Annotated in this window: 19 protein-coding genes; 10 read left to right on the forward strand and 9 right to left on the reverse strand. The window is 58.6% G+C overall.

Features of this window, described 5'->3' with window-relative positions:
• The first annotated feature begins 19 nt into the window (after positions 1-19).
• Together queG and ACR0B7_RS20600 are read left to right on the forward strand one after the other, a co-directional pair.
• Complete coding sequence (queG, locus tag ACR0B7_RS20595; RefSeq protein ID WP_170486522.1) at positions 20-1057, forward strand: tRNA epoxyqueuosine(34) reductase QueG; 1038 nt, start codon at positions 20-22, stop codon at positions 1055-1057.
• Between the two features lie 72 nt (positions 1058-1129).
• A complete protein-coding gene (locus tag ACR0B7_RS20600; protein ID WP_170486523.1) occupies positions 1130-3133 on the forward strand; it encodes a hydantoinase/oxoprolinase family protein in 2004 nt (667 codons plus the stop codon).
• 20 nt (positions 3134-3153) lie between these two features.
• Here ACR0B7_RS20600 and msrA read toward each other — a convergent pair whose 3' ends face one another.
• The 3 genes from msrA to ACR0B7_RS20615 all read right to left on the reverse strand — a co-directional run bounded on the left by msrA (position 3154) and on the right by ACR0B7_RS20615 (position 5087).
• On the reverse strand, positions 3154-3663 hold the full coding sequence (gene msrA / locus ACR0B7_RS20605) for a peptide-methionine (S)-S-oxide reductase MsrA (RefSeq protein ID WP_170486524.1): 510 nt from the start codon (positions 3661-3663) through the stop codon (positions 3154-3156).
• Positions 3660-4109, reverse strand: coding sequence for a peptide-methionine (R)-S-oxide reductase MsrB (msrB, locus tag ACR0B7_RS20610; RefSeq protein ID WP_170386793.1), 450 nt, complete (start codon positions 4107-4109; stop codon positions 3660-3662). The genes msrA and msrB overlap by 4 nt, the downstream gene beginning before the upstream one ends.
• 99 nt (positions 4110-4208) lie before the next feature.
• Positions 4209-5087, reverse strand: a complete 879-nt coding sequence (locus ACR0B7_RS20615; RefSeq protein ID WP_170486525.1) for a DMT family transporter — start codon at positions 5085-5087, stop codon at positions 4209-4211.
• 180 nt (positions 5088-5267) lie between these two features.
• Between ACR0B7_RS20615 and ACR0B7_RS20620 the strand changes: the two genes are divergently transcribed.
• Positions 5268-6476, forward strand: a complete 1209-nt coding sequence (locus ACR0B7_RS20620) for a BCCT family transporter (RefSeq protein ID WP_480682347.1) — start codon at positions 5268-5270, stop codon at positions 6474-6476.
• Between the two features lie 152 nt (positions 6477-6628).
• Here the strand turns inward: ACR0B7_RS20620 and ACR0B7_RS20625 are convergent, their stop codons facing one another.
• The 4 genes from ACR0B7_RS20625 to ACR0B7_RS20640 all read right to left on the reverse strand — a co-directional run bounded on the left by ACR0B7_RS20625 (position 6629) and on the right by ACR0B7_RS20640 (position 11327).
• Complete coding sequence (locus tag ACR0B7_RS20625) at positions 6629-6916, reverse strand: HU family DNA-binding protein (protein ID WP_068341148.1); 288 nt, start codon at positions 6914-6916, stop codon at positions 6629-6631.
• A 130-nt stretch (positions 6917-7046) separates the two neighbouring features.
• Complete coding sequence (locus ACR0B7_RS20630; protein WP_170386791.1) at positions 7047-8510, reverse strand: AMP nucleosidase; 1464 nt, start codon at positions 8508-8510, stop codon at positions 7047-7049.
• The gene (gene ade, locus ACR0B7_RS20635) at positions 8507-10309 is read right to left on the reverse strand and encodes an adenine deaminase (RefSeq protein ID WP_170577050.1); all 1803 of its coding nucleotides are present in this window, start codon (positions 10307-10309) and stop codon (positions 8507-8509) included. The genes ACR0B7_RS20630 and ade overlap by 4 nt, the downstream gene beginning before the upstream one ends.
• A gap of 142 nt (positions 10310-10451) precedes the next feature.
• On the reverse strand, positions 10452-11327 hold the full coding sequence (locus tag ACR0B7_RS20640; protein ID WP_170571360.1) for a LysR family transcriptional regulator: 876 nt from the start codon (positions 11325-11327) through the stop codon (positions 10452-10454).
• A 116-nt stretch (positions 11328-11443) separates the two neighbouring features.
• On the opposite strand from ACR0B7_RS20640, the gene ACR0B7_RS20645 reads away from it, so the two are divergent.
• Together ACR0B7_RS20645 and ACR0B7_RS20650 are read left to right on the forward strand one after the other, a co-directional pair.
• Positions 11444-12199: a class II aldolase and adducin N-terminal domain-containing protein gene (locus tag ACR0B7_RS20645; protein WP_170486528.1), complete on the forward strand. Its 756-nt coding sequence runs from the start codon at positions 11444-11446 to the stop codon at positions 12197-12199.
• 13 nt (positions 12200-12212) lie between these two features.
• On the forward strand, positions 12213-13202 hold the full coding sequence (locus tag ACR0B7_RS20650) for a sterol desaturase family protein (protein ID WP_170486529.1): 990 nt from the start codon (positions 12213-12215) through the stop codon (positions 13200-13202).
• Here the strand turns inward: ACR0B7_RS20650 and ACR0B7_RS20655 are convergent.
• Complete coding sequence (locus ACR0B7_RS20655) at positions 13199-14140, reverse strand: GlxA family transcriptional regulator (protein ID WP_170486530.1); 942 nt, start codon at positions 14138-14140, stop codon at positions 13199-13201. The genes ACR0B7_RS20650 and ACR0B7_RS20655 overlap by 4 nt on opposite strands.
• A 77-nt stretch (positions 14141-14217) precedes the next feature.
• On the opposite strand from ACR0B7_RS20655, the gene ACR0B7_RS20660 reads away from it, so the two are divergent.
• From ACR0B7_RS20660 to ACR0B7_RS20670, 3 genes are read left to right on the forward strand one after another with little or no spacing between them, the layout of a single operon-like run.
• Entirely contained in the window at positions 14218-15378 is a 1161-nt protein-coding gene (locus ACR0B7_RS20660) for an acyl-CoA dehydrogenase family protein (RefSeq protein ID WP_170486531.1), read from the forward strand.
• The gene (locus ACR0B7_RS20665; protein ID WP_170577051.1) at positions 15375-17393 is read left to right on the forward strand and encodes an acetate--CoA ligase family protein; all 2019 of its coding nucleotides are present in this window, start codon (positions 15375-15377) and stop codon (positions 17391-17393) included. Before ACR0B7_RS20660 ends, ACR0B7_RS20665 begins: the two co-directional genes overlap by 4 nt.
• Positions 17390-18169: a carnitinyl-CoA dehydratase gene (locus ACR0B7_RS20670; protein WP_170486533.1), complete on the forward strand. Its 780-nt coding sequence runs from the start codon at positions 17390-17392 to the stop codon at positions 18167-18169. Before ACR0B7_RS20665 ends, ACR0B7_RS20670 begins: the two co-directional genes overlap by 4 nt.
• Here the strand turns inward: ACR0B7_RS20670 and ACR0B7_RS20675 are convergent.
• Complete coding sequence (locus tag ACR0B7_RS20675) at positions 18166-18798, reverse strand: class I SAM-dependent methyltransferase (RefSeq protein WP_170486534.1); 633 nt, start codon at positions 18796-18798, stop codon at positions 18166-18168. The two genes, ACR0B7_RS20670 and ACR0B7_RS20675, sit on opposite strands and share 4 nt — an antisense overlap.
• A 90-nt stretch (positions 18799-18888) precedes the next feature.
• On the opposite strand from ACR0B7_RS20675, the gene ACR0B7_RS20680 reads away from it, so the two are divergent.
• On the forward strand, positions 18889-19734 hold the full coding sequence (locus ACR0B7_RS20680) for an SDR family oxidoreductase (RefSeq protein ID WP_170386769.1): 846 nt from the start codon (positions 18889-18891) through the stop codon (positions 19732-19734).
• Between the two features lie 247 nt (positions 19735-19981).
• Complete coding sequence (gene katG / locus ACR0B7_RS20685; RefSeq protein WP_170486535.1) at positions 19982-22183, forward strand: catalase/peroxidase HPI; 2202 nt, start codon at positions 19982-19984, stop codon at positions 22181-22183.
• The last annotated feature ends 354 nt before the right edge of the window (positions 22184-22537 follow it).

Consider the following 22537-nt stretch of genomic DNA (forward strand, 5'->3'; position numbering starts at 1 on the left):
CGAGGATATTTTTGGCCAGATGAAGAACGGATCGGGTTTGAAGGACAGGTTGGTGGCGCAGGCCCTGAGTGAGGGGTTTGTGTCCTGTCGTATCTGCTGCCCTTGGGATGTACCCGAGGTGCCCGCTCGGTTGAAGGCGTTTTTGGATGCCGGGTACCACGGGCAGATGGGGTGGATGGCCGAGCGGACCCATTGGCGCGGTGATCCGGCAGCTTTGTGGCCCGAGGCGCGCTCGGTGATCATGCTGGCTGAGAGTTATACGCCCGAACATGATCCGACCGAGGTTTTACAGCACGCGGAACGCGGGGCGATTTCTGTTTATGCGCAGAACAAGGATTATCATGATCTGGTCAAAAAACGCCTCAAACGGTTGGCGCGGTGGTTGATCGCCGAAGCCGGAGGAGAGGTGAAGGTGTTCGTCGATACGGCACCGGTGCCGGAAAAGGCGCTGGGCCATGCAGCCGGGCTGGGATGGCAGGGGAAACATACCAATCTGGTTAGTCGAGACTGGGGGAATTGGGCTTTCATAGGGTCTGTTTTCACCACTTTGGAATTGCCATCAGATATGTCGGAGGTTGATCATTGCGGATCGTGTCGGGCCTGTCTGGATGTGTGTCCGACTGACGCTTTTCCGGGGCCGTATCAATTGGACGCGCGGCGCTGCATTTCTTATCTGACCATCGAACACAAGGGTCCGGTTGATGAAGAGCTGCGCGGGAAAATGGGAAATCGGATATATGGTTGCGATGATTGCCTAGCCGCGTGTCCCTGGAACAAGTTTGCCGTCGCCGCAAGTGATCTGAGATATGCGGCGCGTCCCGAGTTGAAGTCTCCGCCCTTGGCGGAACTGGCTGGTTTGGATGACGCGGCGTTTCGCGAAAAGTTTTCGGGGTCGCCCATCAAGCGGATCGGGCGGGATCGCTTTGTGCGGAATGTTCTTTATGCAATCGGAAATTCCGGATTGCGGGAATTAAGGCCAGTTGCGGCGCGGCTGGTCGACGATCCCGATCCGACGGTGGCCGATGCCGCGCGCTGGGCGATGAAACAACTGGCTTGAGTGCCGCAAACGGGGTGGACGTGTCGCTGCGAACCGCTACACCGATCTTCAGCGAACAGTGAGGAGGTCCCGATGGCGTTGGCTTTGGGGGTGGATACAGGCGGAACCTATACGGATGCAGTCCTTATTCGGGATGAAACGGATGTGATAGCCTCGGCCAAATCTCTGACCACACGGGCGGATTTGGCTATCGGTGTGGGCAAAGCGATCTCGGCAGTGTTGGAACAGGCGCAAGTCTCGCCGGATCAGATCTCGATGGCGTCGCTGTCCACGACGCTGGCTACCAATGCCCTGGTCGAAGGGCAAGGTGGGCGTGTTGCGCTTGTTTACATCGGGTTCAAACAGTCGGATCTGGACAGGCACGGGCTGAAGGATGCCTTGAAAGGTGATCCGGCCGTGGTTCTGAACGGGGGGCATACGCATGCCGGCTCTGAGGCTGCCCCTCTGGATATCGAGGCACTTTTGTCTTTTTTAGACTCGCATGCAGGTGTGTCGGGGTTTGCGGTGGCAGCGCAGTTTGCGACGCGGAACCCGGCGCATGAGCTTGAGGCCGCGCGGATCATTGCTGAAAAGACAGGCGCGCCGGTTACGTGTTCGCATCATCTGTCTGCCAAGTTGAATGGCCCAAAGCGCGCCGTGACCGCAGTGTTGAATGCCCGGCTGATTGGAATGATCGACCGGCTGATCGGGCGCGCGCAGGATCAACTGGTAGAGCTTGGTATTTCGGCGCCGATGATGGTTGTGCGCGGTGATGGCGCCTTGATGAGCGCGGAACAGGCCCGGGACAGACCGATCGAAACCATTCTGAGCGGACCCGCTGCGTCGATTGTAGGGGCGAGTTGGCTGACCGGGGCCGAAAACGCTTTGGTCTCGGACATTGGGGGTACGACTACGGATATTGCGTTGATCCGGGATGGTAAACCGACGATTGACCCGGCCGGAGCGCAGGTGGGCGGCTTTCGCACAATGGTCGAGGCCGTGGCCATGCGGACGCATGGGCTGGGCGGTGACAGTCAGGTGCATGTGAGGACCGAAGGCTTAGCAGGCGGTGTGTTCCTTGGACCGCGGCGCGTTTTACCTGTCTCGCTGATTGCGGCAGAGCATCCCGAAGTTGTTCACCCGGTTCTTGATGCACAACTGCGCGCGACAACGGTGGGTGAGCATGACACGCGCTTTGCACGTCGCGTTCCGGGCCTTCATGCCGAAGGTCTGGGGCCACGGGAAGACGCGATTTTGGAAAGGCTCGGGGATCGGGTTGTGCCATTGTCGGACTTGCTGAAAACCCGGATGGAAAGCGGCGCGCTGACGCGGCTTGTGGATCGCGGGATCGTTCAGGTCAGTGGCGTCACCCCGTCTGATGCGTCCCATGTGCTTGGTCGACTGACCTCGTGGGACACAGAGGCGGCGCGAAAAGCGCTGGAGCTGATGGCGCGCAAGCGAGTTGGAACCGGGGATGCCTTGGCTGTAACACCGGAAGCATTGGCCGAGATGATCGTGGCTCAGTTGACCGAGCAGACCTCTTTGACCTTGTTAGAGACTGCTTTTGCAGAAGAAGCTGAGGATTTTGGGCTGTCTGCAACAGACCTGGCTCGCCATGTTCTGACGCAAAAAGGGTTGGATCGGCACCGCGGTTTGCTGGCACTGGATGCGGCCCTGAATGTGGATGTGATCGGCCTTGGGGCGTCGGCGCCCAGCTATTACCCAGCGGTAGGAGAGCGGCTGCATTGCAAAATGATCCTGCCCGAACACACCGGCGTGGCCAATGCGATTGGCGCTGTGGTGGGCCGGCTGACGTTGCGCCGATCGGGGACCGTAACGTCACCGTCAGAGGGGCGCTATAGGGTGCACCTTGAGAGCGGGCCGCAGGATTTCACCGAATCCCAAGAAGCATTGAAGGTTTTGCAGGCTGCCCTGAAAGACGAGGCCGAAAGTGAAATCCGTCAGGCGGGTGCAGAAGATATCCGGGTGATCGTGGACCGCGATATCCGTACCGCGCGAATTGAGGCTCAGGACGTTTTTGTTGAAGCAACCGTAACGGTCGAGGCCAGCGGCCGCCCGAGGGTGGCGTCAGGTTAGCCCCAGGTTGGGGCCAACCACTATTCGGCCGCGTTGCGTTTTGGCAGAACCCAGTCAGGACGCGGGAAATGGCAGGTATAGCCGTTCGGGATACGCTCAAGATAGTCCTGATGTTCCGGCTCAGCCTCCCAGAAATCACCAACAGGTTCGACTTCGGTAACGACCTTGCCGGGCCAGATGCCACTGGCGTCCACGTCGGCAATCGTGTCCAGAGCAACCTGTTTCTGGTCATCATCCACATAATAGATGGCGGACCGGTAACTCATGCCGATGTCGTTGCCTTGTCGGTTGACCGTGGTCGGGTCGTGGATCTGAAAAAAGAACTCAAGCAGGTCGCGAAAAGTGATCTGCGCAGGGTCAAAGAAAATCTCGATCCCTTCGGCGTGGGTGCCGTGATTGCGATAGGTGGCGTTTGGTACGTCACCGCCGGTGTATCCCACACGGGTACTGGATACGCCGGGCAATTTGCGGATCAGATCCTGCATGCCCCAAAAGCAGCCACCTGCAAGAACGGCGCATTGTTCGGTCATAGGGTGTCCTCCACATGAATCAGGTATTCGCCATAGCCTTCATCCTCCATGTTATCGCGATGGATAAACCGCAAGGAGGCCGAGTTGATGCAATAGCGCAGCCCGCCATGTTCGCGCGGGCCGTCTGGGAACACATGCCCAAGATGGCTGTCCCCGTGTTTCGACCGGACTTCGGTTCGGATCATACCCAGTGTTCGGTCGGTGAACTCTTCCACATGTTCGTGCACGATGGGCTTGGTAAAGCTGGGCCAGCCGCAACCGGATTCGTATTTGTGGGTCGAGGCAAACAGCGGCTCGCCCGAAACGATGTCGACGTAAATCCCAGGCTCCTTGTTGTTCAGCAGCTTACCGGTTCCGGGGCGCTCTGTCCCGCTGTTCTGCGTGACGTGGTATTCCTCGGGTGACAGGGCAGCGATCGCCTCGGGGTCTTTGGTATAGCGGGTCATTGGTCCTCGGGACGTGTGGAAATAGGTTTGGCCTAATAAATGGGGTTTGAACAGCGAAAGCAAAGGGGGTTTTGCCTTCCTCGCGCAGATGTGCGGGTATCAGCCGGGTTTTGGCGCGGGTTGCCGGGAAAGCTGTACGGCCAGAATTCCCAACGTGGTCACGCCAACGCCAACCGCATCCAGTGGCCCCAATTTCTCGCCCAGTAATATCGCGGCGATTGTGACGCCGAAAACGGGGTTGAGGAAATGAAACGTAGCAGCCCGCGTTGCTCCGATCCGGTCCAGCAGCAGGAACCAGATCAAGGTCGCAAGCAATCCGGGGAATAGCGTCGTATAGGTAAAGGCCAGCGCCAGCGGTATCGTTGGGTGAATGTAGATCGTTTCAAAGACCGGTGCGGCCACAAACAAGACAGCGGACCCAACCAGCATCTGCAACCCCACAACCATCATGAAGTTTCCACCCGAAGTCGCACCGCGAACAGCAAGCGTAGCGAAAGTCAGCGCCAGTGCGCCGAGACCGCAGAGCATGACACCGAACATATCCACACCGGCGCTGATGCGGCTGCTCATGATCAGGGCGACTCCGGCGAATCCGGCAAACAAACCCGCGATACCCGTGAGTCGTAGCCGTTCGCCCAACATCAGCCAGCCCGCGAGCGCGACCAATAGGGGCATGGTCGAGGCGATGATCGCGGCGACCGAGGCCTCGACCGTCTGCATGGCATAGAAGTTCAGACCCAAATAAAGGGCATTTTGGCAAATCCCGAACAATATGGTGGCGTACCACTGCGAGCGGGGCAGGCGCCAGCTTTGGCCCATGACCCTTGCAATCACGACGCCGATAAGCCCTGAAATCAGAAACCGCAGCGCGAGGGAAAACAAAGGCGAAGCGTCCGCGACAATGATCCGCGCCGAGGTAAAGGCCGACGACCAGATAAACGCAAATGTCAGCCCCATGGCCATGGCGCGCAGGTCCATCGCCGCCCCTTCCATCTATTTTCGAGCACTGTTCCCCAATTTGTCGAAAGCTGCAACAAGCGCCACTTCTTGCGTTAAAAAAGACACAGCCATGTCGCGCCACTTTCAGAGGTGTCGTTTTTGTTGATTGACCAGCCAATAAAAGATAGCAGCATCCAAACCTGACACATCAAGGGAGATATGTTGGTGCTATTGGAATACATACTGTCGTTCGGCGTCCTGCTGGCCTTGGGTCTGGTCGCGTTCTTTGTGGTAAAGTGGTGGAATCTGCGGATCGTTGGTGTGACACCGGTGCATTTGTTCACCTTCATCGCGATCCTGTTCACGTCCGGCCTGGACGTAGGTCTGATCATGTTTCCACTGACCGAGTTCGGCGGCTATGCCGAGGATCCGGCCTACGCTTTTGCCAACCCCCTGGCGATCGAGTTCGGGTTCTGGGGTTTTTTGATCTGGGCGTTCTACTTCCTGACCGCGTTCTATTTCTGTGTCATAGAACCTCGTGTGCAGTTCTTTGAAATCCCCTTGGTCAAACTTATCAACAACGTGGTGATCATCGGCACCTGTGCCTTCACGGCCAGCCTGTTCCTGATCTACCTGCCCGGCTACATCCCTGAGGTTGGTGACGGAGAAACGGTCATCCCGGCCTTCTACGCGGTTGTTTTCGCGGTGATCCTGGCGGCGGCCTATTCCTCGACCGACCTGAAATACGTCCGCATTCTGTCGGTCGGCTCAACCTTTCTGTTCCTCGCTCTAATCCTTGGTATGTGGGCCGCGGCGGGTATGGGTGTATCGGGTTTCTTGGAAACCAGCAGCAATATCGGTGCCTATTTCGCCAACATCCATAAATTTGTCCTGCCGCTGACCGAATACCACGCCTTCTACCTGTTCTGGTGGTTCGCGTGGTCGATCATGATCGGCCAGTTCACCTCGCGCTTCGTGGGTGGCCTGACCACGTGGCAGTTGCTGGCGGCGTTGCTGATCTTCCCGTCGATCCCGCTGGCGATCTGGTTCTCGGTTCTTTACTACTACCATCTGAACGAAATCAGCACCGCAGGCGTCACCAACATCGCGATGGTGATCGTGGGCGTGACTTTCGTGATCAACTCGCTCGACTCGCTGATCCGTCTCTATACCGACAACCTGAACCTGACGGTCCAGCGTCTGGGCAAGCTGGGATATATCGGCGGCAATGTGGCGCTGCTGTTCGGCCTGACCTTGTTATTCCAGAGCCAATGGTTGCAGATCCAGTGGATCGGAGCAGTGGTTGTGGGCCTCTATCTGGCTTGCGTGGTCTATATCCTGATCGCCAAACGGCGCGAGGTGCTAGGTATCACGGCAATGCCAGAAGACCGCAATTTGGACTTCCACAAAGTGGAAACGGTTCACTGATCCAAGCCCGTTCTGCGTCACAAGGGTGCCCAAATGGGCACCCTTTTTCTTTTCCGGGCGTGCCGTTGGACGGGTCTTGAGAAAATAGGCCAGAGCAAAGAAAAAGGGCCACCTGCAGGCGACCCTCAATCACTTTGCGGTACAGGCTGGGATCAGCCGTTCACGCTGTCCTTCAGAGCTTTTGCAATGGTCATCTTGACCACTTTGTCAGCCTCTTTCTTGAACTGTTCACCGGTGGCAGGGTTGCGCACCATGCGCTCGGGGCGCTCGCGGCAGTAGATTTTGCCAACGCCGGGCAGGGTCACTGCGCCGCCGGCGGATACTTCGCGGGTGATCAGGCCGGTGATGGCCTCAAGCGCGCTGTTGGCGGCTTTCTTGTCTGTCCCCATTTCCTCAGCGAGAGCAGCAACCAGCTGAGTCTTTGTCATAGGCTTTGCCATTTCTTGGTCTCCTTAACGTGCCCGATAAATAGGGCCTCACCGCGTAACTGTAACGGGATATTGTGGCCGAACACAACGAATAGTAGCGCCGAAAACCCTAAAAATATGGGGAAAACGTTGCTTTTTTGCTTCAGAGAAAGGCCGTTTCGTCGAAAGAACGCAATTTCCGGCTGTGCAACCGTTCCAGCGGCATGCCGCGAAGATGCTCCATCGCTCGTATTCCGATCGCCAAATGACGGCTGACCTGTGTGGTATAGAACGACGAGGCCATTCCCGGCAACTTCAATTCCCCATGCAGCGGTTTGTCTGACACACACAGCAAGGTGCCATAGGGGACGCGGAATCGATAGCCATTTGCAGCAATGGTGGCGCTTTCCATATCCAGCGCGATGGCGCGCGACTGGCTGAGGCGTTGTACTGGCCCGGACTGGTCCCGCAGTTCCCAGTTGCGGTTGTCAACCGAGGCGACGGTGCCCGTACGCATGATCCGCTTCAGTTCATATCCCTCAAGTTCCGTGACCTCGGCCACGGCCCGTTCCAGTGCCACCTGAATCTCGGCCAGTGGAGGGATCGGGACCCAGACTGGCAGGTCATCGTCCAGCACTTTGTCTTCGCGCAGATAGGCATGCGCCAGAACGAAATCACCCAACGCCTGCGTGTTGCGCAGACCAGCGCAGTGACCGACCATCAGCCACGCATGAGGCCGCAGAACAGCGATGTGATCGGTAGCGGTTTTGGCATTCGACGGCCCAACCCCGATATTGACCAGCGTAATGCCCGACCCGTCCTCTCGTTTCAGGTGGTAAGTTGGCATCTGCGGCAGTTTGAGCGGTTGTTCCAGAACTCCATCCGCCGTGGTGATCTGCACATTTCCGGTCGATACGAAGCTGATATAGCCACTATCGGGATCGGCCAGTTGTTCGCGCGCGTAGTTCTCGAACTCGGACACATAGAACTGGTAGTTTGTGAACAGCACGTGGTTCTGGAAATGGCTGGGATCGGTTGCCGTATAGTGGGCCAGACGCGCCAGCGAATAATCGACCCGTTGGGCCGTAAACAAAGACAGGGGGCCATCCTCGTCTTCGTGATCGTGAACACCGTTTACGATGTCGTCATTTGTGGTTGTCAGGTCCGGAACATCGAAGACGTCGCGCAGTGTGAAACCGGCGGCACCCTGATGGGGAACGACCAGATCGGGATTGTTCGCCACCGCGAAATGAACCGGGATCGGTGTATCTGAGGCTCCGATCGTCACCGGTTGATCGTGGTTCTTAATCAACAGCGCGATTTGCTGGGTCAGGTAGGACCGGAACAGATCGGGCCGCGTGACGGTGGTTGCATGCGTTCCGGGTTCGGAAACATGGCCAAAGCTCAGACGGCTGTCGACCTGCGCATAAGACGAGGTCTTGATCCGAATTTCAGGGTAAAAAGCCCTATACCGTTCGGTCGGTGTGCCTTGTTCCATCGCCTGGGCAAAGCTGTCGCACAGAAAGCGCGTTGCCTGTTCATACAGTTGCTCTAGCCGGGCAACGGCAGCAGCAGGGTCGGTAAACTTCTCGGCGCTGGGCACGTCGGGTGTTTTTATTATTGTCATGCAAGTGGTTCCAGAAGGTCAATTTTTTCAAATGTGCGCACGTCGATCAGCCCGAGGTCGGAAATCCGCAATTCGGGGATCACGACAAGGGCCAAAAGTGAGTGCTGCATATAGGCATTGTTGAGGGTACAGCCGCAGGCCTGCATCGCCTCGACCATTCGTTCAGCCTTGGCCGCCACGTCAGCGGCGGGACTGTCGGACATCAGTCCGGCAATCGGTAACTCGACCAAGGCCAATTCCACGCCATCGCGGAAAATGGTGATCCCGCCCCCAACTTCGGCCAGCCGGTTCGCGGCCAGAGCCATCTGAGCGCGGTCGGTTCCCACAACGATCACGTGGTGGCTGTCATGCGCCACGGTGGACGCCATGGCCATCTTGCCCTGATAGCCGAACCCCGAGACAAAGGCGTTCGTGACACCTCCGGTCGCGCGATGGCGTTCGACCAGCGCGATCTGGCAGACCTCACCTTCGCCTTCCACCAATCCTTCGATAATCGGCAACTCGGCCTTGAGCGCCTTGGTTGGCGCCTGATTTTCAACGACGCCAATCACGTTGGCCTGCACGCGATTGGCCCCGGCGGGCGCCTCGATCTCAAAATCACCAGCGGCGAGCGTATGCCCCAGATGGACGGTGTTCCGTGCGGTTTCGGGCCAGTCGAGATGCGGACAATCCACCGTGATTGTACCGCCTTCGGCCACAACCTGACCGCGGGCGATGACCATTTCAATCGGCAGTTCGGTCAGGTCAGAGCTGAGAATGATATCTGCCCGCCGTCCCGGAGTGATCGAGCCGATCTCTCGTTCAAGTCCGAAATGCGTGGCCGTGTTGATCGTGGCCATTTGCAACGCGATCAACGGATCGCACCCGCAGGCGATGGCATGGCGTACAACCCGGTTCATATGACCATCATTGACCAATGTCCCCGAGTGGCAGTCATCCGTGCACAGGATGAAATTCCTTGGGTCCAGACCTTTCTCGGTAACGGCCGTGATTTGGCTTTCCACGTCGAACCATGCCGACCCCAATCGCATCATCGATCGCATACCTTGCCGAACCCGCGCGATGGCGTCCGCTTCACAGGTGCCTTCATGATCGTCTGCCGGACCGCTCGCGACGTAGGCCGCGAAATCAGGCCCTAAATCAGGCGAAGCATAGTGTCCGCCCACTGTTTTCCCCGCATTTTGCGTTGCTGCGATCTCGGCAAGCATCTTGGGGTCGCCATTGATCACGCCGGGAAAGTTCATCATCTCGCCCAGCCCGATTGTGCCGGGCCAGGACATCGCTTCGGCAACGTCCTGCGCGCTGATTTCATAGCCCGTGGTTTCGAGACCGGGCGCAGATGGCGCGCAGGATGGCATCTGGGTGTAGATATTCACGGGTTGCAGCAGCGCTTCATCATGCATCATCCGCACGCCGTCCAACCCCAGCACATTGGCGATTTCGTGCGGGTCGGTGAACATGCTGGTGGTTCCGTGCGGAATGACCGCGCGGGCGAACTCGGCCGGTGTCAGCATCCCCGATTCGATATGCATATGGGCATCGCACAGGCCGGGCAGCATAAAGCGACTGTTTGCCTCGATGATCCGGGTATCGGGTCCGACGCAATGCGAAGCGTCCGGTCCAACAAAGGCAATGCGCCCGGATGCAATGGCGATGTCGTGATCTGGCAGAACTTCGCGGCTATGCACGTTTACCCACGATCCGCCGCGTATGATAAGGTCAGCGGCCTCGCGCCCTGCGGCGACGGCGATCAAACGGGGGGCGACATCGGGCCAACTTGGGAAAGGTGTGTATTCCATGGCCCAACTTTCCCGAATGGCGGGAAAGGTTCAACCCCTGCCGAACAGCTATCATAAAACCGTCACGCAGCGCGTCAGCGCTGCCCGGCCCAACCAGAGAAGATGCCCCCTGCGGGCATCGCCGATGGGCGGGAGCGTTCCGTTATGCTTGAAGATCGCTTTCAATCTCGCGCCGCACCCAGTCGGCAAAGGCCAGCGCACCGGGTGTTTCTTCGGCCTGAGGCGACAGCAGCAGGTAATAGGCTTCGGGCATCGCCGCGCGATGATCAAAGGGCGCGATGAGTTTGCCCTCGTCAATTAACCTGCAGGCAATGGTATCATGTGACAGGCACAGCCCGCCGCCTGCCATCGCCACCGAGAGGCTGACCAGATAGGTTGTCGAGTAAGTGATGGGCGGTTTTTCCCAAATTAGGCCCTGTTCTTCGACCCAGCTTTCCCAATTCGACAACAGGTTCGAGCAATCGAACAACGGATGTTTCTGCAATGTTTCCAGCGTAGCCTGATACTCCGGCGCGCAGACGGGATAGTAGTGATCAGTCCTCAGCAGCTCGGTGCGCACCGTGTCGGAGGGGCGCAGAGAGTATCGGATTTCAACCGCAGCGCCCTCGGCCATTTCCCGTGGTTCCCAGAGTTCGGTAAAGATGTTCAACTGAACCTCGGGGTGCTGCGCCCTAAACTTTGGAAGTCGCGGGGCAAGCCAGTTCACTGCAAAGCTGATATTGCTCTGAACCTGCACTGCATTCTGCTGCGTGCCGGTGACGGCCTGTGTGCCCCGAACCAGAGTTCGGAACGCATCACGCACGACCGGCAGGTAGGTTATTCCGGCTTCCGTCAGTTCCAGTGCGCGCGGCCTTCGCAAGAACAAGGGCTGACCCAGATAGCCCTCGAGCGACTTGATTTGCTGACTGACCGCGCTTTGCGTCATGTTCAGGTCGCGCGCGGCGCCGGTGAACGACAGATGGCGTGCTGCGGCCTCAAATGTCCGCAGCCACCCCAGCGGAGGAAGAGATTTCTGCATCGGCATAACTCAAGCATAAGTTTTACCAATGGATTACTTGCGTTTTTTTCGTTGGTCAAACTTCCACTGCGAAGGCAGGCTTTTTGCAGTCCAAAACCACCCGACAGGAGCCTGACATGAGCGTCACCAATCTGCGGCCCAATATCGACCACTGGTCCGAGCGCGTTGACCTTGCCGCGACTTTCCGGTGGACGGAACGGTTGAACATGCATGAGGGCGTGGCCAACCATTTCAGCCTGGCGGTCAATTCAGACGGAACGCAGTTTCTGATGAATGCCAACCAGATGCATTTCGCTCGGATAAAGGCGTCGAACCTGTTGCTTCTGGATGCAAACGACCCGGATGTCATGACCCAGCCCGGCGCCCCCGACCCGACAGCATGGGGCTTGCACGGGTCTATCCACAGACGCTGCCCCCATGCGCGCTGTGTGATGCATGTCCATTCCATTTTCGCGACGGTTCTCGCCTCGCTTGCTGACAGTACCCTGCCGCCAATCGACCAGAACACGGCAACTTTCTACGACCGATATGTGATAGATGAGGAATTTGGCGGACTGGCCTTTGAAACCGAAGGTGAGCGCTGCGCTGCCATGCTTTCGGACCCGAAAAAGAAGGTCATGATCATGGGCAATCATGGGGTGTTGGTCATCGGCAGCGACCCGGCGGATGCCTTTAACAGACTCTATTATTTTGAACGTGCAGCCGAAACGTACATTCGCGCGCTTCAAACCGGGCAGCCCTTGCGCGTGTTGTCGGACGAGATTGCCGAAAAGACCGCGCAAGAGCTGGACGACTATCCCGATCAGGCCCAAGCGCACCTGCGAGAGATCAAATCTCTGCTGGATGCCGAAGGTTCAGACTACGCCACATAAGCAGGAGGCCGCGATGACCAACGCGTCTCAGGACCCCGAAGCCGCCCGTTGGCATTACCACCCTGACGGGCCGGTGGGATTGAACCCATTATTCAACTGGCCGCCGCGCCCAGCAGCCGTTTTGCAATGGTATAGTGGCGCTTGGCTGCAGATCACGTCACTGACGCTTTGCATGGTTCTGGCGGTGACGGCTTACGCGTTTTTCTTCCCTGCGCTGGAAACGATGCAGAGTTTCGCGCCCGGCTGGATGTTCCGCATCTGGTTGCTGAACATGGTGCCGCAGATCCTGGTCGCGGGTGGCCTTCATTGGTGGCTGTACATGCGCAAAGGGCAGGGCATGTATAAGAAATTCGATCGCCGGGACCTGACTCGCAACAACGGCAACTTCACATTCCGCAATCAGGTCTGGGATAACATCTGGTGGACGCTGGGCAGCGCGATGACGGTCGCCACCGTTTATCAGTGGGTGATCTACTGGGCGATGGCGAACGGATACGTGCCGACCGTGACATGGGCCAGTGCGCCGGTTTGGTGTGTGGTGTGGATGCTGTTCATCCCGATGTGGTCAGGGCTGCATTTCTACTGGGTTCACCGGCTGGAACATCACCCGAAGCTATATAAGCACGTCCATGCGGTTCACCATCGTAACGTGAACATCGGGCCATGGTCGGGCATTTCCAACCACTGGTACGAGAACCTTTTGTACTTCACGACCTATTTCATTCACCTGATCGTGCTGTCGCACCCGCTGCACCTGCTGTTTCATACCTATTTTCAGCAGATCAGCCCGGTGCTGTCGCATTCAGGGTTTGAAAAGCTCAGGGCCGGAGACACGGATGCTGCCCGTGCCGGGGATTTCTTTCACCAGCTCCACCACCGGTATTTCGAGTGCAACTATGGCACGTCCGAAATCCCGTTCGATAAGTGGTTTGGCACGTATCACGATGGATCGGCTGACGCGACGACCCGAACGCGTGCCTTCAAGAAGCAAATGTATACCTAGCTGGCTCGTAACGCGCGTGGCGTGACGCCGAATTCGGCCCGAAATGCCCGGGTCAGCGCGCTGGGATCGTCATAGCCCGCCCGCAGAGCGACCTCTGCAATCGTCAGGTCGGTTTCGGCGACCAGCTTGCGCGCAAGGTTCAGGCGCAGGCGGCGGTAGACCTGCGCTGGCCCCGCGCCCAGTTCCGCGTGCATTCGAACGGACAGAGCCTTGTGCGAACGGCCAACGCGGCGGGCGATTTCGGTGATAGCCAGCGGCGTTTCCAGATTCTCCTGCATCAATGCCAGCGCCTTGTTCACGTACCCGCTGGTCGCCCCTGCTCCACCGGAATGCGAGCGTGCAGAATCGCGGGTCATGAACAACTGCGCCACCTCCAGCGCGAGGGCTTGCCCGTGATCCTGCCCGATTAGGTGCAGGACCAGATCAAAGGCGGCCATGGCCCCGGAACAGGTGATGCGGTTGCGGTCAATGACGTACCGCTCGCGCCTTGTGTCGATGTCCGGGAACCGCTCGGTAAAGCTGTTGAGTTCTTCCCAGTGGATCGTGGCGCGGTGACCGTCCAGTAGCCCCGCCAGCGCCAGCAGCCAGCTTCCGGTGTCCAATCCGGCCAGTTTTGCATAACGACTAGCGCAAGCGCGCAACCCGGCCAGGGTGCGCCACCCGCCATGCGCCCGGAACCCGTAAGAAGGCATGACGAACAGAATATCCCCGCGTGCGTCTTGAAGGGTCTGGTGCGGTGCAACCTGCAAACCTGAAGAGGACGTCACGGGCGCGCGATCCAGCGACAGAAAGCTCCAGTCATACAGTTTTTGTCCGGCAATCGTGTTTGCCGCGCGCAGTGGCTCGACCGTGTTGGCGAGGCAGTGGTTTGAAAACCCGTCGAACAGAAGCACCCCGAATTGCTGCGGTGCAGAGGGCGATTTGGTCCATTTCTGCATATCTGATGACTATTTCCGCACGATAAAAAGATCAACCCGCGTCAGGATATGTGCAACCTCAGATGTGGAGACTCCAAATGCAATACGGCCTGTCCGACGAACAAGAGATGATCGTTTCAACCGTTCGCAGCTTTGTTGAAAACGAAATCTACCCGCATGAAGACATGGTCGAACGCACGGGTGAGGTGCCGAAGGAGATCGCCGACGAGATCAAGCGCAAGACGATCGAGCTGGGATTTTATGCCTGCAATTTTCCGGAAAGTGTTGGTTGCGCGGGGCTGAACCATCTGGAATTCGCGCTGGTTGAGCGGGAACTCGGCCGCGGGTCGATGGCGCTGAACCATTTCTTCGGGCGTCCGCAGAACATCCTGATGGCTTGTGAGGGCGATCAGATCGACCGCTATCTGATGCCCGCCGTGCGCGGTGAAAAGATGGACGCGCTGGCGATGACCGAACCGGGTGCGGGCTCGGACGTGCGGGGGATGAAATGTGCTGCCGTGCGGGATGGCGGCGATTGGGTGGTCAATGGCACCAAGCACTTCATCTCGGGCGCGGAACATGCGGATTTCATCATTGTCTTCATCGCAACCGGCGAGGATCAAACCCCGAAAGGCCCCAAAAAGCGTATCACCGCCTTTCTGGTGGATCGCGGCACCCCCGGTTTCACGATCCGCGACGGATACAAGTCGGTCAGCCACCGTGGATACAAGAACATGGTGCTGGATTTCGATGATTGCCGCCTGCCGGATGCACAGGTTCTGGGTGAGGTCGATGGCGGGTTCGAGGTGATGAACACATGGCTTTATGCCACGCGGATCACCGTTGCTGCCATGTCTGTGGGGCGCGCGCGGCGGGCGTTCGACTATGCGCTGGACTATGCCGCCACGCGTGAACAGTTCGGCCAGAAGATCGGCAAGTTTCAGGGCGTCTCGTTCCAGATCGCCGATATGATCACCGAGATTGATGCCGCGGACCTGCTGACCCTCGCCGCCGCTGATCGGCTGGACAACGGGCTGCCTGCCAACCGCGAGATCGCCTCGGCCAAGCTTTATGCTTCGGAAATGCTGGCGCGAGTAACGGATGCGGCGATTCAGGTGCATGGCGGCATGGGTCTGATGGATGACTACCCGCTGGAGCGGTTCTGGCGGGACGCTCGTGTGGAACGCATCTGGGACGGTACCAGCGAAATTCAGCGCCACATCATCAGCCGCGATCTGCTGCGGGCACTGGGCGCATGACCGCAGCGCTGGCCCGTGCGCTAACCCCCAAGTCCATCGCCGTGATCGGGGGTGGGGCGTGGTGTGCCTCGGTTATTCAGCAGGCACGCAAGTTCGGGTTCAAGGGCGATATCTGGCCCGTTCATCCCAAGGCGGCTGAGGTTGCCGGGGAAAAGGCCTTCGGTTCACTAGAGTCGCTTCCATCGCCGCCTGACCTAGCATTTGTCGGAATAAACCGGCATGCCACAATTCAAGCGGTTGAGGTCCTGTCCGCGATGGGCGCAGGAGGCGCGGTCTGTTTCGCCTCGGGCTTTACTGAGGCGCAGGCCGAAGACGACGCAGGCGCGGACCTTCAGGAACAGTTGATCGCGGCAGCGGGGGATATGCCGATCCTTGGCCCGAACTGCTATGGATTCGTGAACGGGTTGGATCGCGTGGCCGTTTGGCCCGATCAGCACGGAATGCGTCCCGTGGATCGGGGTGTCGCGATCCTGACGCAAAGTTCCAATATTGCCATCAACATGACGATGCAGCGCCGTGCCCTGCCGTTGGCCTTTATGCTGACCTGCGGAAATCAGGCTCAGACGCATCAGGCCGATATTGCTTTGGCTCTGTTGGACGATGAACGCATCACAGCCATTGGCGTGCATATCGAAGGTTTCGGTGACCTGCGCAAATGGGAGGCTTTGGCCAGCAAAGCGCGGGTTCGGGGTGTACCGATTGTTGCGCTCAAGATGGGCCGGTCTGCTCATGCGCAGGCGGCGACGATCTCGCATACGGCATCCTTGGCTGGTGGCGATGCAGGTGCGCAGGCCTTGCTGGACCGGTTGGGAATCGCGCGGCTGGACGACATTCCGAGCTTTTTGGAGTGTCTCAAGCTGCTGCATGTGACCGGAGGGCTGGACAGCAAAGGCTTGGGCACCATTAGCTGTTCCGGAGGAGAGGCCAGTCTTGCCGCAGATATGGCTACAAGCCGGGATCTGCATTTTCCGCCGCTGTCTTCGACGCAACGGGCCGACCTGAGAGACGCATTGGGGCCAATGGTGGCTCTGGCGAACCCGCTGGACTATCACACGTATATCTGGCGCGACACCGAGGCCATGACGCGGGCATGGGCCGCCATGATAGGCCCAGAGCAGGGTTTGACCATGGCAATCGTCGATTATCCCCACACGGATTCGACAGATTGGAATTGCGCTACTCAAGCTGCCTTGAACTGCGTGGCACGCTCGGGCCGCCCGTTTGCGGTGACTGCTACTTTGCCGGAATTGATGCCCGAGGATGTTGCCCAACGGCTGCTGGACGGAGGCGTAGTGCCCTTTGCAGGGTTGCACGAAGCGCTGGCGGCCGTTGAAGCCGCATCCCGATCATTCGATACCCAAGCAGACCCTGTTCTGATGCCGTCCTCTGCCGATCCGGATGTCATTCTGACCGAGGCTGAGGCGAAACTGGCCCTCGCGAAATTCGGTGTACGAGTGCCGAAAAGCGTCGTAACGCAGCCTGAACTGGCACGGCAGTCGGCCGAGAAAATGGCGGGTCCGTTTGCGGTCAAAGGTGTCGGTCTGGCGCATAAATCCGATCAGGGGGCCGTTCGGCTGAACGTGAACCCTGAGGACGTGGCCCGCGCCGCTTCCGAGATTGGAACGGCGGAGATTCTGATCGAGGAAATGGCGCCAAGCGGGGTTGCTGAACTGCTGATCGGCGTGACGCGCGATCCGGCTCATGGCTACGTGCTGACGATGGGCGCGGGTGGAGTGCTGACGGAAATTCTGAGGGACTCGGTCTCTTCGTTGATCCCATCGTCGCGTCAGGCGGTCCGCAAGGCGCTGGGCAGACTGGCTTGCGCGCCCTTGCTAGATGGCTACCGCGGCAAACCGGCAGCGGACATGCAGTCGATTCTGGATACGGTTGATGCGGTGCAAGCCTATGTCATTGCCAATGCAGCCCATGTCAGCGAAGTTGAAATCAATCCGCTCATCTGCAGCCCCGACGGGGCGGTAGCGGTGGATGCTCTGATCCGAAAGGCAAGCTCATGAACCCGGTCAAAACCAAGCGCGAGGGCGCGATCCTGCAGGTCACACTGGACCGGCCAAAAGCAAATGCGATTGATCTGGCCACCAGCCGCGTGATGGGGGACGTGTTTCGCGACTTCCGCGACGACCCAGACCTGCGGGTCGCCATTATTACCGGTGGTGGAGACAAGTTCTTTTGCCCCGGCTGGGACCTAAAAGCTGCAGCAGACGGCGATGCGGTTGACGGTGACTATGGCGTCGGCGGCTTTGGCGGTTTGCAAGAGCTGCGCGATATGAACAAGCCGGTCATCGCGGCCGTTAATGGCATCGCGTGCGGGGGTGGGCTGGAATTGGCCCTGAGCGCGGATATGATCATTGCCGCCGATCACGCAAGCTTCGCCCTGCCGGAAATCCGGTCAGGTACGGTGGCGGATGCCGCCAGCGTCAAGCTGCCCAAGCGTATCCCTTACCATGTCGCGATGGAGCTTCTGCTGACCGGGCGCTGGTTCAACCCCGACGAAGCAAAGAACTGGGGCCTGATCAACGAGATCGTGCCGTCTGATCAGTTGATGGATCGCGCCTGGGAGCTGGCGCGTCTTCTGGCTAGCGGTCCCCCGCTTGTTTATGCAGCGATCAAAGAGATCGTGCGAGAGGCCGAGGATTCCAAGTTCCAGGACGTCATGAACCGGATCACGAGGCGGCAGTTGCCAACCGTCGATACGCTGTATGGGTCCGAGGACAATCTGGAAGGGGCGCGTGCCTTTGCCGAAAAGCGTGATCCGGTCTGGAAGGGGCGCTAGACACGCTCGAACAGGGCGATCAGGGCTGTGTCGTCCTTGTTTGGACCAACTGCCAGATCGCCGTAGATGGGGACTTCGGTCAGAGTCAGGTTTTGAATCTGACCCTGCGCCATCTTATGCAGGGCTTCTGCGAAACCCAATTTCTCATAATGCTGCGCATTGATAGACAGCGCGAACTGCGCCCCGTGGCGGGCGACGCGTAGCAATGCGGGAAGGGCTTCTGGCCCAAGGTGGCCATGGGTGAAAGTGCCGGATGATACGACGCCGGAATAGCTTTCACGCGGCACGGGGATACCTTTGTTTAGATCAGCTTCGATCGCATCGCGGTAGATATCCTTGCGCATGGCGCGGTCCAGCATTTCGGCACTGATATCTGTGGCGTCTATGGGGCCAACGCCCAAACCGGCAAGAACGGCGCCGCACAACCCGGTTCCCGCGCCAACATCCAGTACCGGGCCTTGGCCTCCGGCGCTGACAAAAGCCCGCGCGGTGTGGACATGCAGTTGATAGTCCTCGCGCGCGGCGAACCCTTCGTCGTAATCGCCGGCCCATTCTGCATAAAGCCGCTTGTGATCCTCTGGCGACTCCAGCGCATAGGCGGTGTGCAGGTCAGGTGTTTTGGTGCTCATGCCTAAAAGAAAGGCGCATTGAGGGATTCGAATCAAGTATCTCGGCACCCAAGCTTGCATCTGCCGAGTTTGCAGATCATCAAGGGCGGCATGACAGGCACTCTTTTTTCGTTTGGTCACGGCTATTCGGCGCAGGAAGTTTCCCGGCTGTTGAAGCCGATGGGCTGGCGGGTTCTGGGCACCACGCGGGACCCTGCGCAATCACCGGTTTTGAAGGCATCGGGGGCCGAACCTGTTGTCTGGCCCGGCCAGACGCCGGACCTGAACGGGGTCACGCATCTGCTGATCTCGACGGCTCCGACTGCGCAGGGCGATCCTGTTCTGGCGGCCCTGCGGGATGAGATCGCAGAGCGCGCTTCGCAGTTTGAATGGGTCGGGTATCTGTCCACCACGGCGGTCTATGGCGATCATCAGGGCGGCTGGGTTGATGAGACAACCCCACCTGCACCAACAGCCGAGCGCGGAAGGTGGAGAATGCGGGCCGAGTCCCAATGGCAGGAAATACCGGGACTGCCGACGCATATCTTTCGTCTGGCTGGTATCTACGGACCGGGTCGCGGCCCGTTTTCCAAGCTCAAACGCGTTGGGATGCGTCGTATTATCAAGCCCGGGCAAGTCTTTTCCCGAATCCACGTCGCAGATATTGCACAGGTTTTGGTGGCGTCGATGGCTGCCCCAAATCCCGGCGCGATCTACAATGTTTGCGATGACGAGCCCGTTCCGCCGCAGGATGTGATCGCCTATGCGGCCGAGCTGCAAGGTCTGCCCCTTCCGCCTGCCGTGCCTTTTGATGAGGCCGATCTGACCCCGATGGCCCGCAGCTTTTACAATGAAAACAAGCGCGTCAGAAATGACAGGATCAAGGATGAGCTTGGCGTGACGCTGCACTATCCGAATTACCGGGTGGGGCTGGAGTCTCTGATCAACGATAGCTAGCAAATGGCTGATCGATAAGTGATAGCTTTTCCTTATCGCTTCGATCCATAAACAAAACTTATTTGCATGGTTTGAATTTGATAGAACCTGCAATGACAAGGCAAAGAGTCGCTGATCGTCCGCGCCTAAGACGCACGCCCTTTTTTGTGCGTTTGGGCCGGATATTGGTGTCATCTATATGTGTTCTTGATCGACCGAGTTTTAACCGCGCGAACCTGCCGGAACCCAGCCAGGATTGGAGATCGTTATGGACGGAAGTGATAACCCTAAGTCGGGCGGATGCCCTGTGATGCACGGTGCTGGAACCCGGTCCAACCGAGACTGGTGGCCGAACCAGTTGAACCTTTCGATTCTGCACCAGAACACTTCGGTGTCGAATCCCCTTGGCGCTGACTTCGACTATGCCGAAGCGTTCAAGAAGCTGGACATGAAAGCGTTGAAGGAAGACCTCTACGCGCTGATGACGGATTCGCAGGATTGGTGGCCTGCTGACTATGGTCATTATGGCGGTCTGTTCATCCGTATGGCGTGGCACAGCGCCGGGACCTACCGGACAGCGGATGGTCGTGGTGGGGCCTCTACCGGGAACCAGCGGTTCGCGCCGCTCAACAGTTGGCCCGACAACGGCAACCTTGATAAAGCGCGTCGTCTGCTGTGGCCGATCAAGCAGAAATACGGCAACCAGATCTCCTGGGCTGACCTGATGATCCTGGCGGGCAACTGCGCCATTGAATCCATGGGCGGCAAGACCTTTGGCTTTGCCGGTGGTCGCGAAGACATCTGGGCACCCGAGGAAGATATCTATTGGGGTTCGGAGACCGAATGGCTGGCCCCGACAGAGAATCCGCACAGCCGTTACTCGGGCGAGCGCGATCTGGAGAACCCGCTGGCCGCCGTTCAGATGGGTCTGATCTATGTGAACCCTGAAGGCCCGGATGGAGAGCCGAATGTTCTGGCCTCGGGCCGGGATATCCGCGAGACCTTTGGCCGGATGGCGATGAACGATGAGGAAACCGTCGCTCTGGTGGCTGGCGGTCATACCTTTGGTAAAGCGCATGGCGCGGGTGATCCCGATCTGGTTGGGCCGGACCCTGAGGCCGCTCCGATCGAAGAGATGGGCTTTGGCTGGATCAACAAGTTTGGTTCGGGCAAGGGAGACGACACCACGACCTCGGGGATCGAGGGCGCATGGACCGCGAACCCGATCAAATGGGACAACGGTTACTTCGATCTGCTGTTCGGCTATGACTGGAACCTGACCAAAAGCCCCTCGGGTGCATATATCTGGGAGCCGGTGAACGTCAAAGAAGAAGACATGGCGCCGGCAGCGCACGATCCGTCCAAGAAGGTCAAGACCATGATGACCACCGCTGATATGGCGATGCGCATGGACCCGATCTATGGCCCGATCTCGAAACGCTTCCACGAGAACCCGGATGAATTCGCAGATGCGTTCGCCCGCGCCTGGTTTAAACTGACCCACCGCGACATGGGTCCGCGCTCGAACTATATCGGGCCGGAAGCCCCGACCGAAGAACTGATCTGGCAGGATAACGTCCCCGCCGTGGATCACGACCTGATCGACGACGCGGATGTGGCCGACCTGAAAGCCAAGATCGCGGCGTCGGGCTTGTCGGTGTCCGAACTGGTCTCGACCGCATGGGCCTCGGCGTCGAGTTTCCGCGGGTCGGACAAACGCGGCGGTGCCAACGGCGCACGCATTCGCCTTGCGCCGCAAAAGGACTGGGATGTGAATGAGCCGATGAAGTTGTCCAAGGCGCTGGCCGCGCTTGAGGGCGTACAGGCCGCGTTCAACGATGCACAGTCGGGCAACAAGAAAGTCTCGCTGGCAGATGTGATCGTTCTGGCAGGTAACGTCGGTGTCGAGCAGGCCGCCAAGGCCGGAGGTCAGGACGTTGAGGTTCCGTTCACTCCGGGCCGCACCGATGCGACCCAAGACCAGACAGATGCCGACAGCTTTGCGGTTATGGAGCCCATCGCAGATGGCTTCCGCAACTACCAGAAAGGCGACTATTCGGTTTCGCCAGAGGAGTTGCTGGTAGACAAGGCCCAACTGTTGACCTTGTCCGCGCCTGAGATGACAGCGCTTGTCGGTGGCCTACGTGTTCTGGGTGCGAACTTCGGTGACACCAAACACGGTGTGTTTACCGATCGCGTCGGAGCCCTGACCAATGACTTCTTTACCAACCTGCTTGACATGAGCACAGAATGGAAGCCGTCGGGCAAAGGTGTTTATGAAGGCCGTGACCGGGCAAGCGGTCAGGTCAAATGGACGGGCACCCGGGTTGATCTGGTCTTTGGCTCAAACTCTCAACTGCGTGCGCTGGCCGAGGTTTATGGCCAAGCTGACGCAGAGGGCAAATTCGTCTGCGACTTTGTCTCGGCCTGGAACAAGGTGATGAATGCAGACCGCTTCGACCTGAAATAAGCACACGCCATGTACAATGATTGTGCCGCACGGGGAGACTCGGGCGGCATTTTCTTGGCCCACTTCCTGCGGGCATACCAAGCATTGGGTACGATTCCGCCGAAAGGCCATTCGATCCTGCCCTTCAAACCTTAAATTCCTGAGGTGGAAGGGGAAGTTATAAAGCTAACATGTTGTTTTTATTAAGATGTGTAAGTTTCTGCCGAGAAAAGTGAAGTTTTTTCAAAATGGGGGTTGCAGGTCTCAGACCTAATCCGTAAATACCCCTTCACCGGCGCTGGTGAGGCGCTGGGACGCGGCGGAAGCGGCGGAGACGCTCAGGAGAGACTGGGGGCATCTTGAGGGATTGATTGA

Source organism: Ruegeria sp. BB6 (assembly GCF_056539385.1).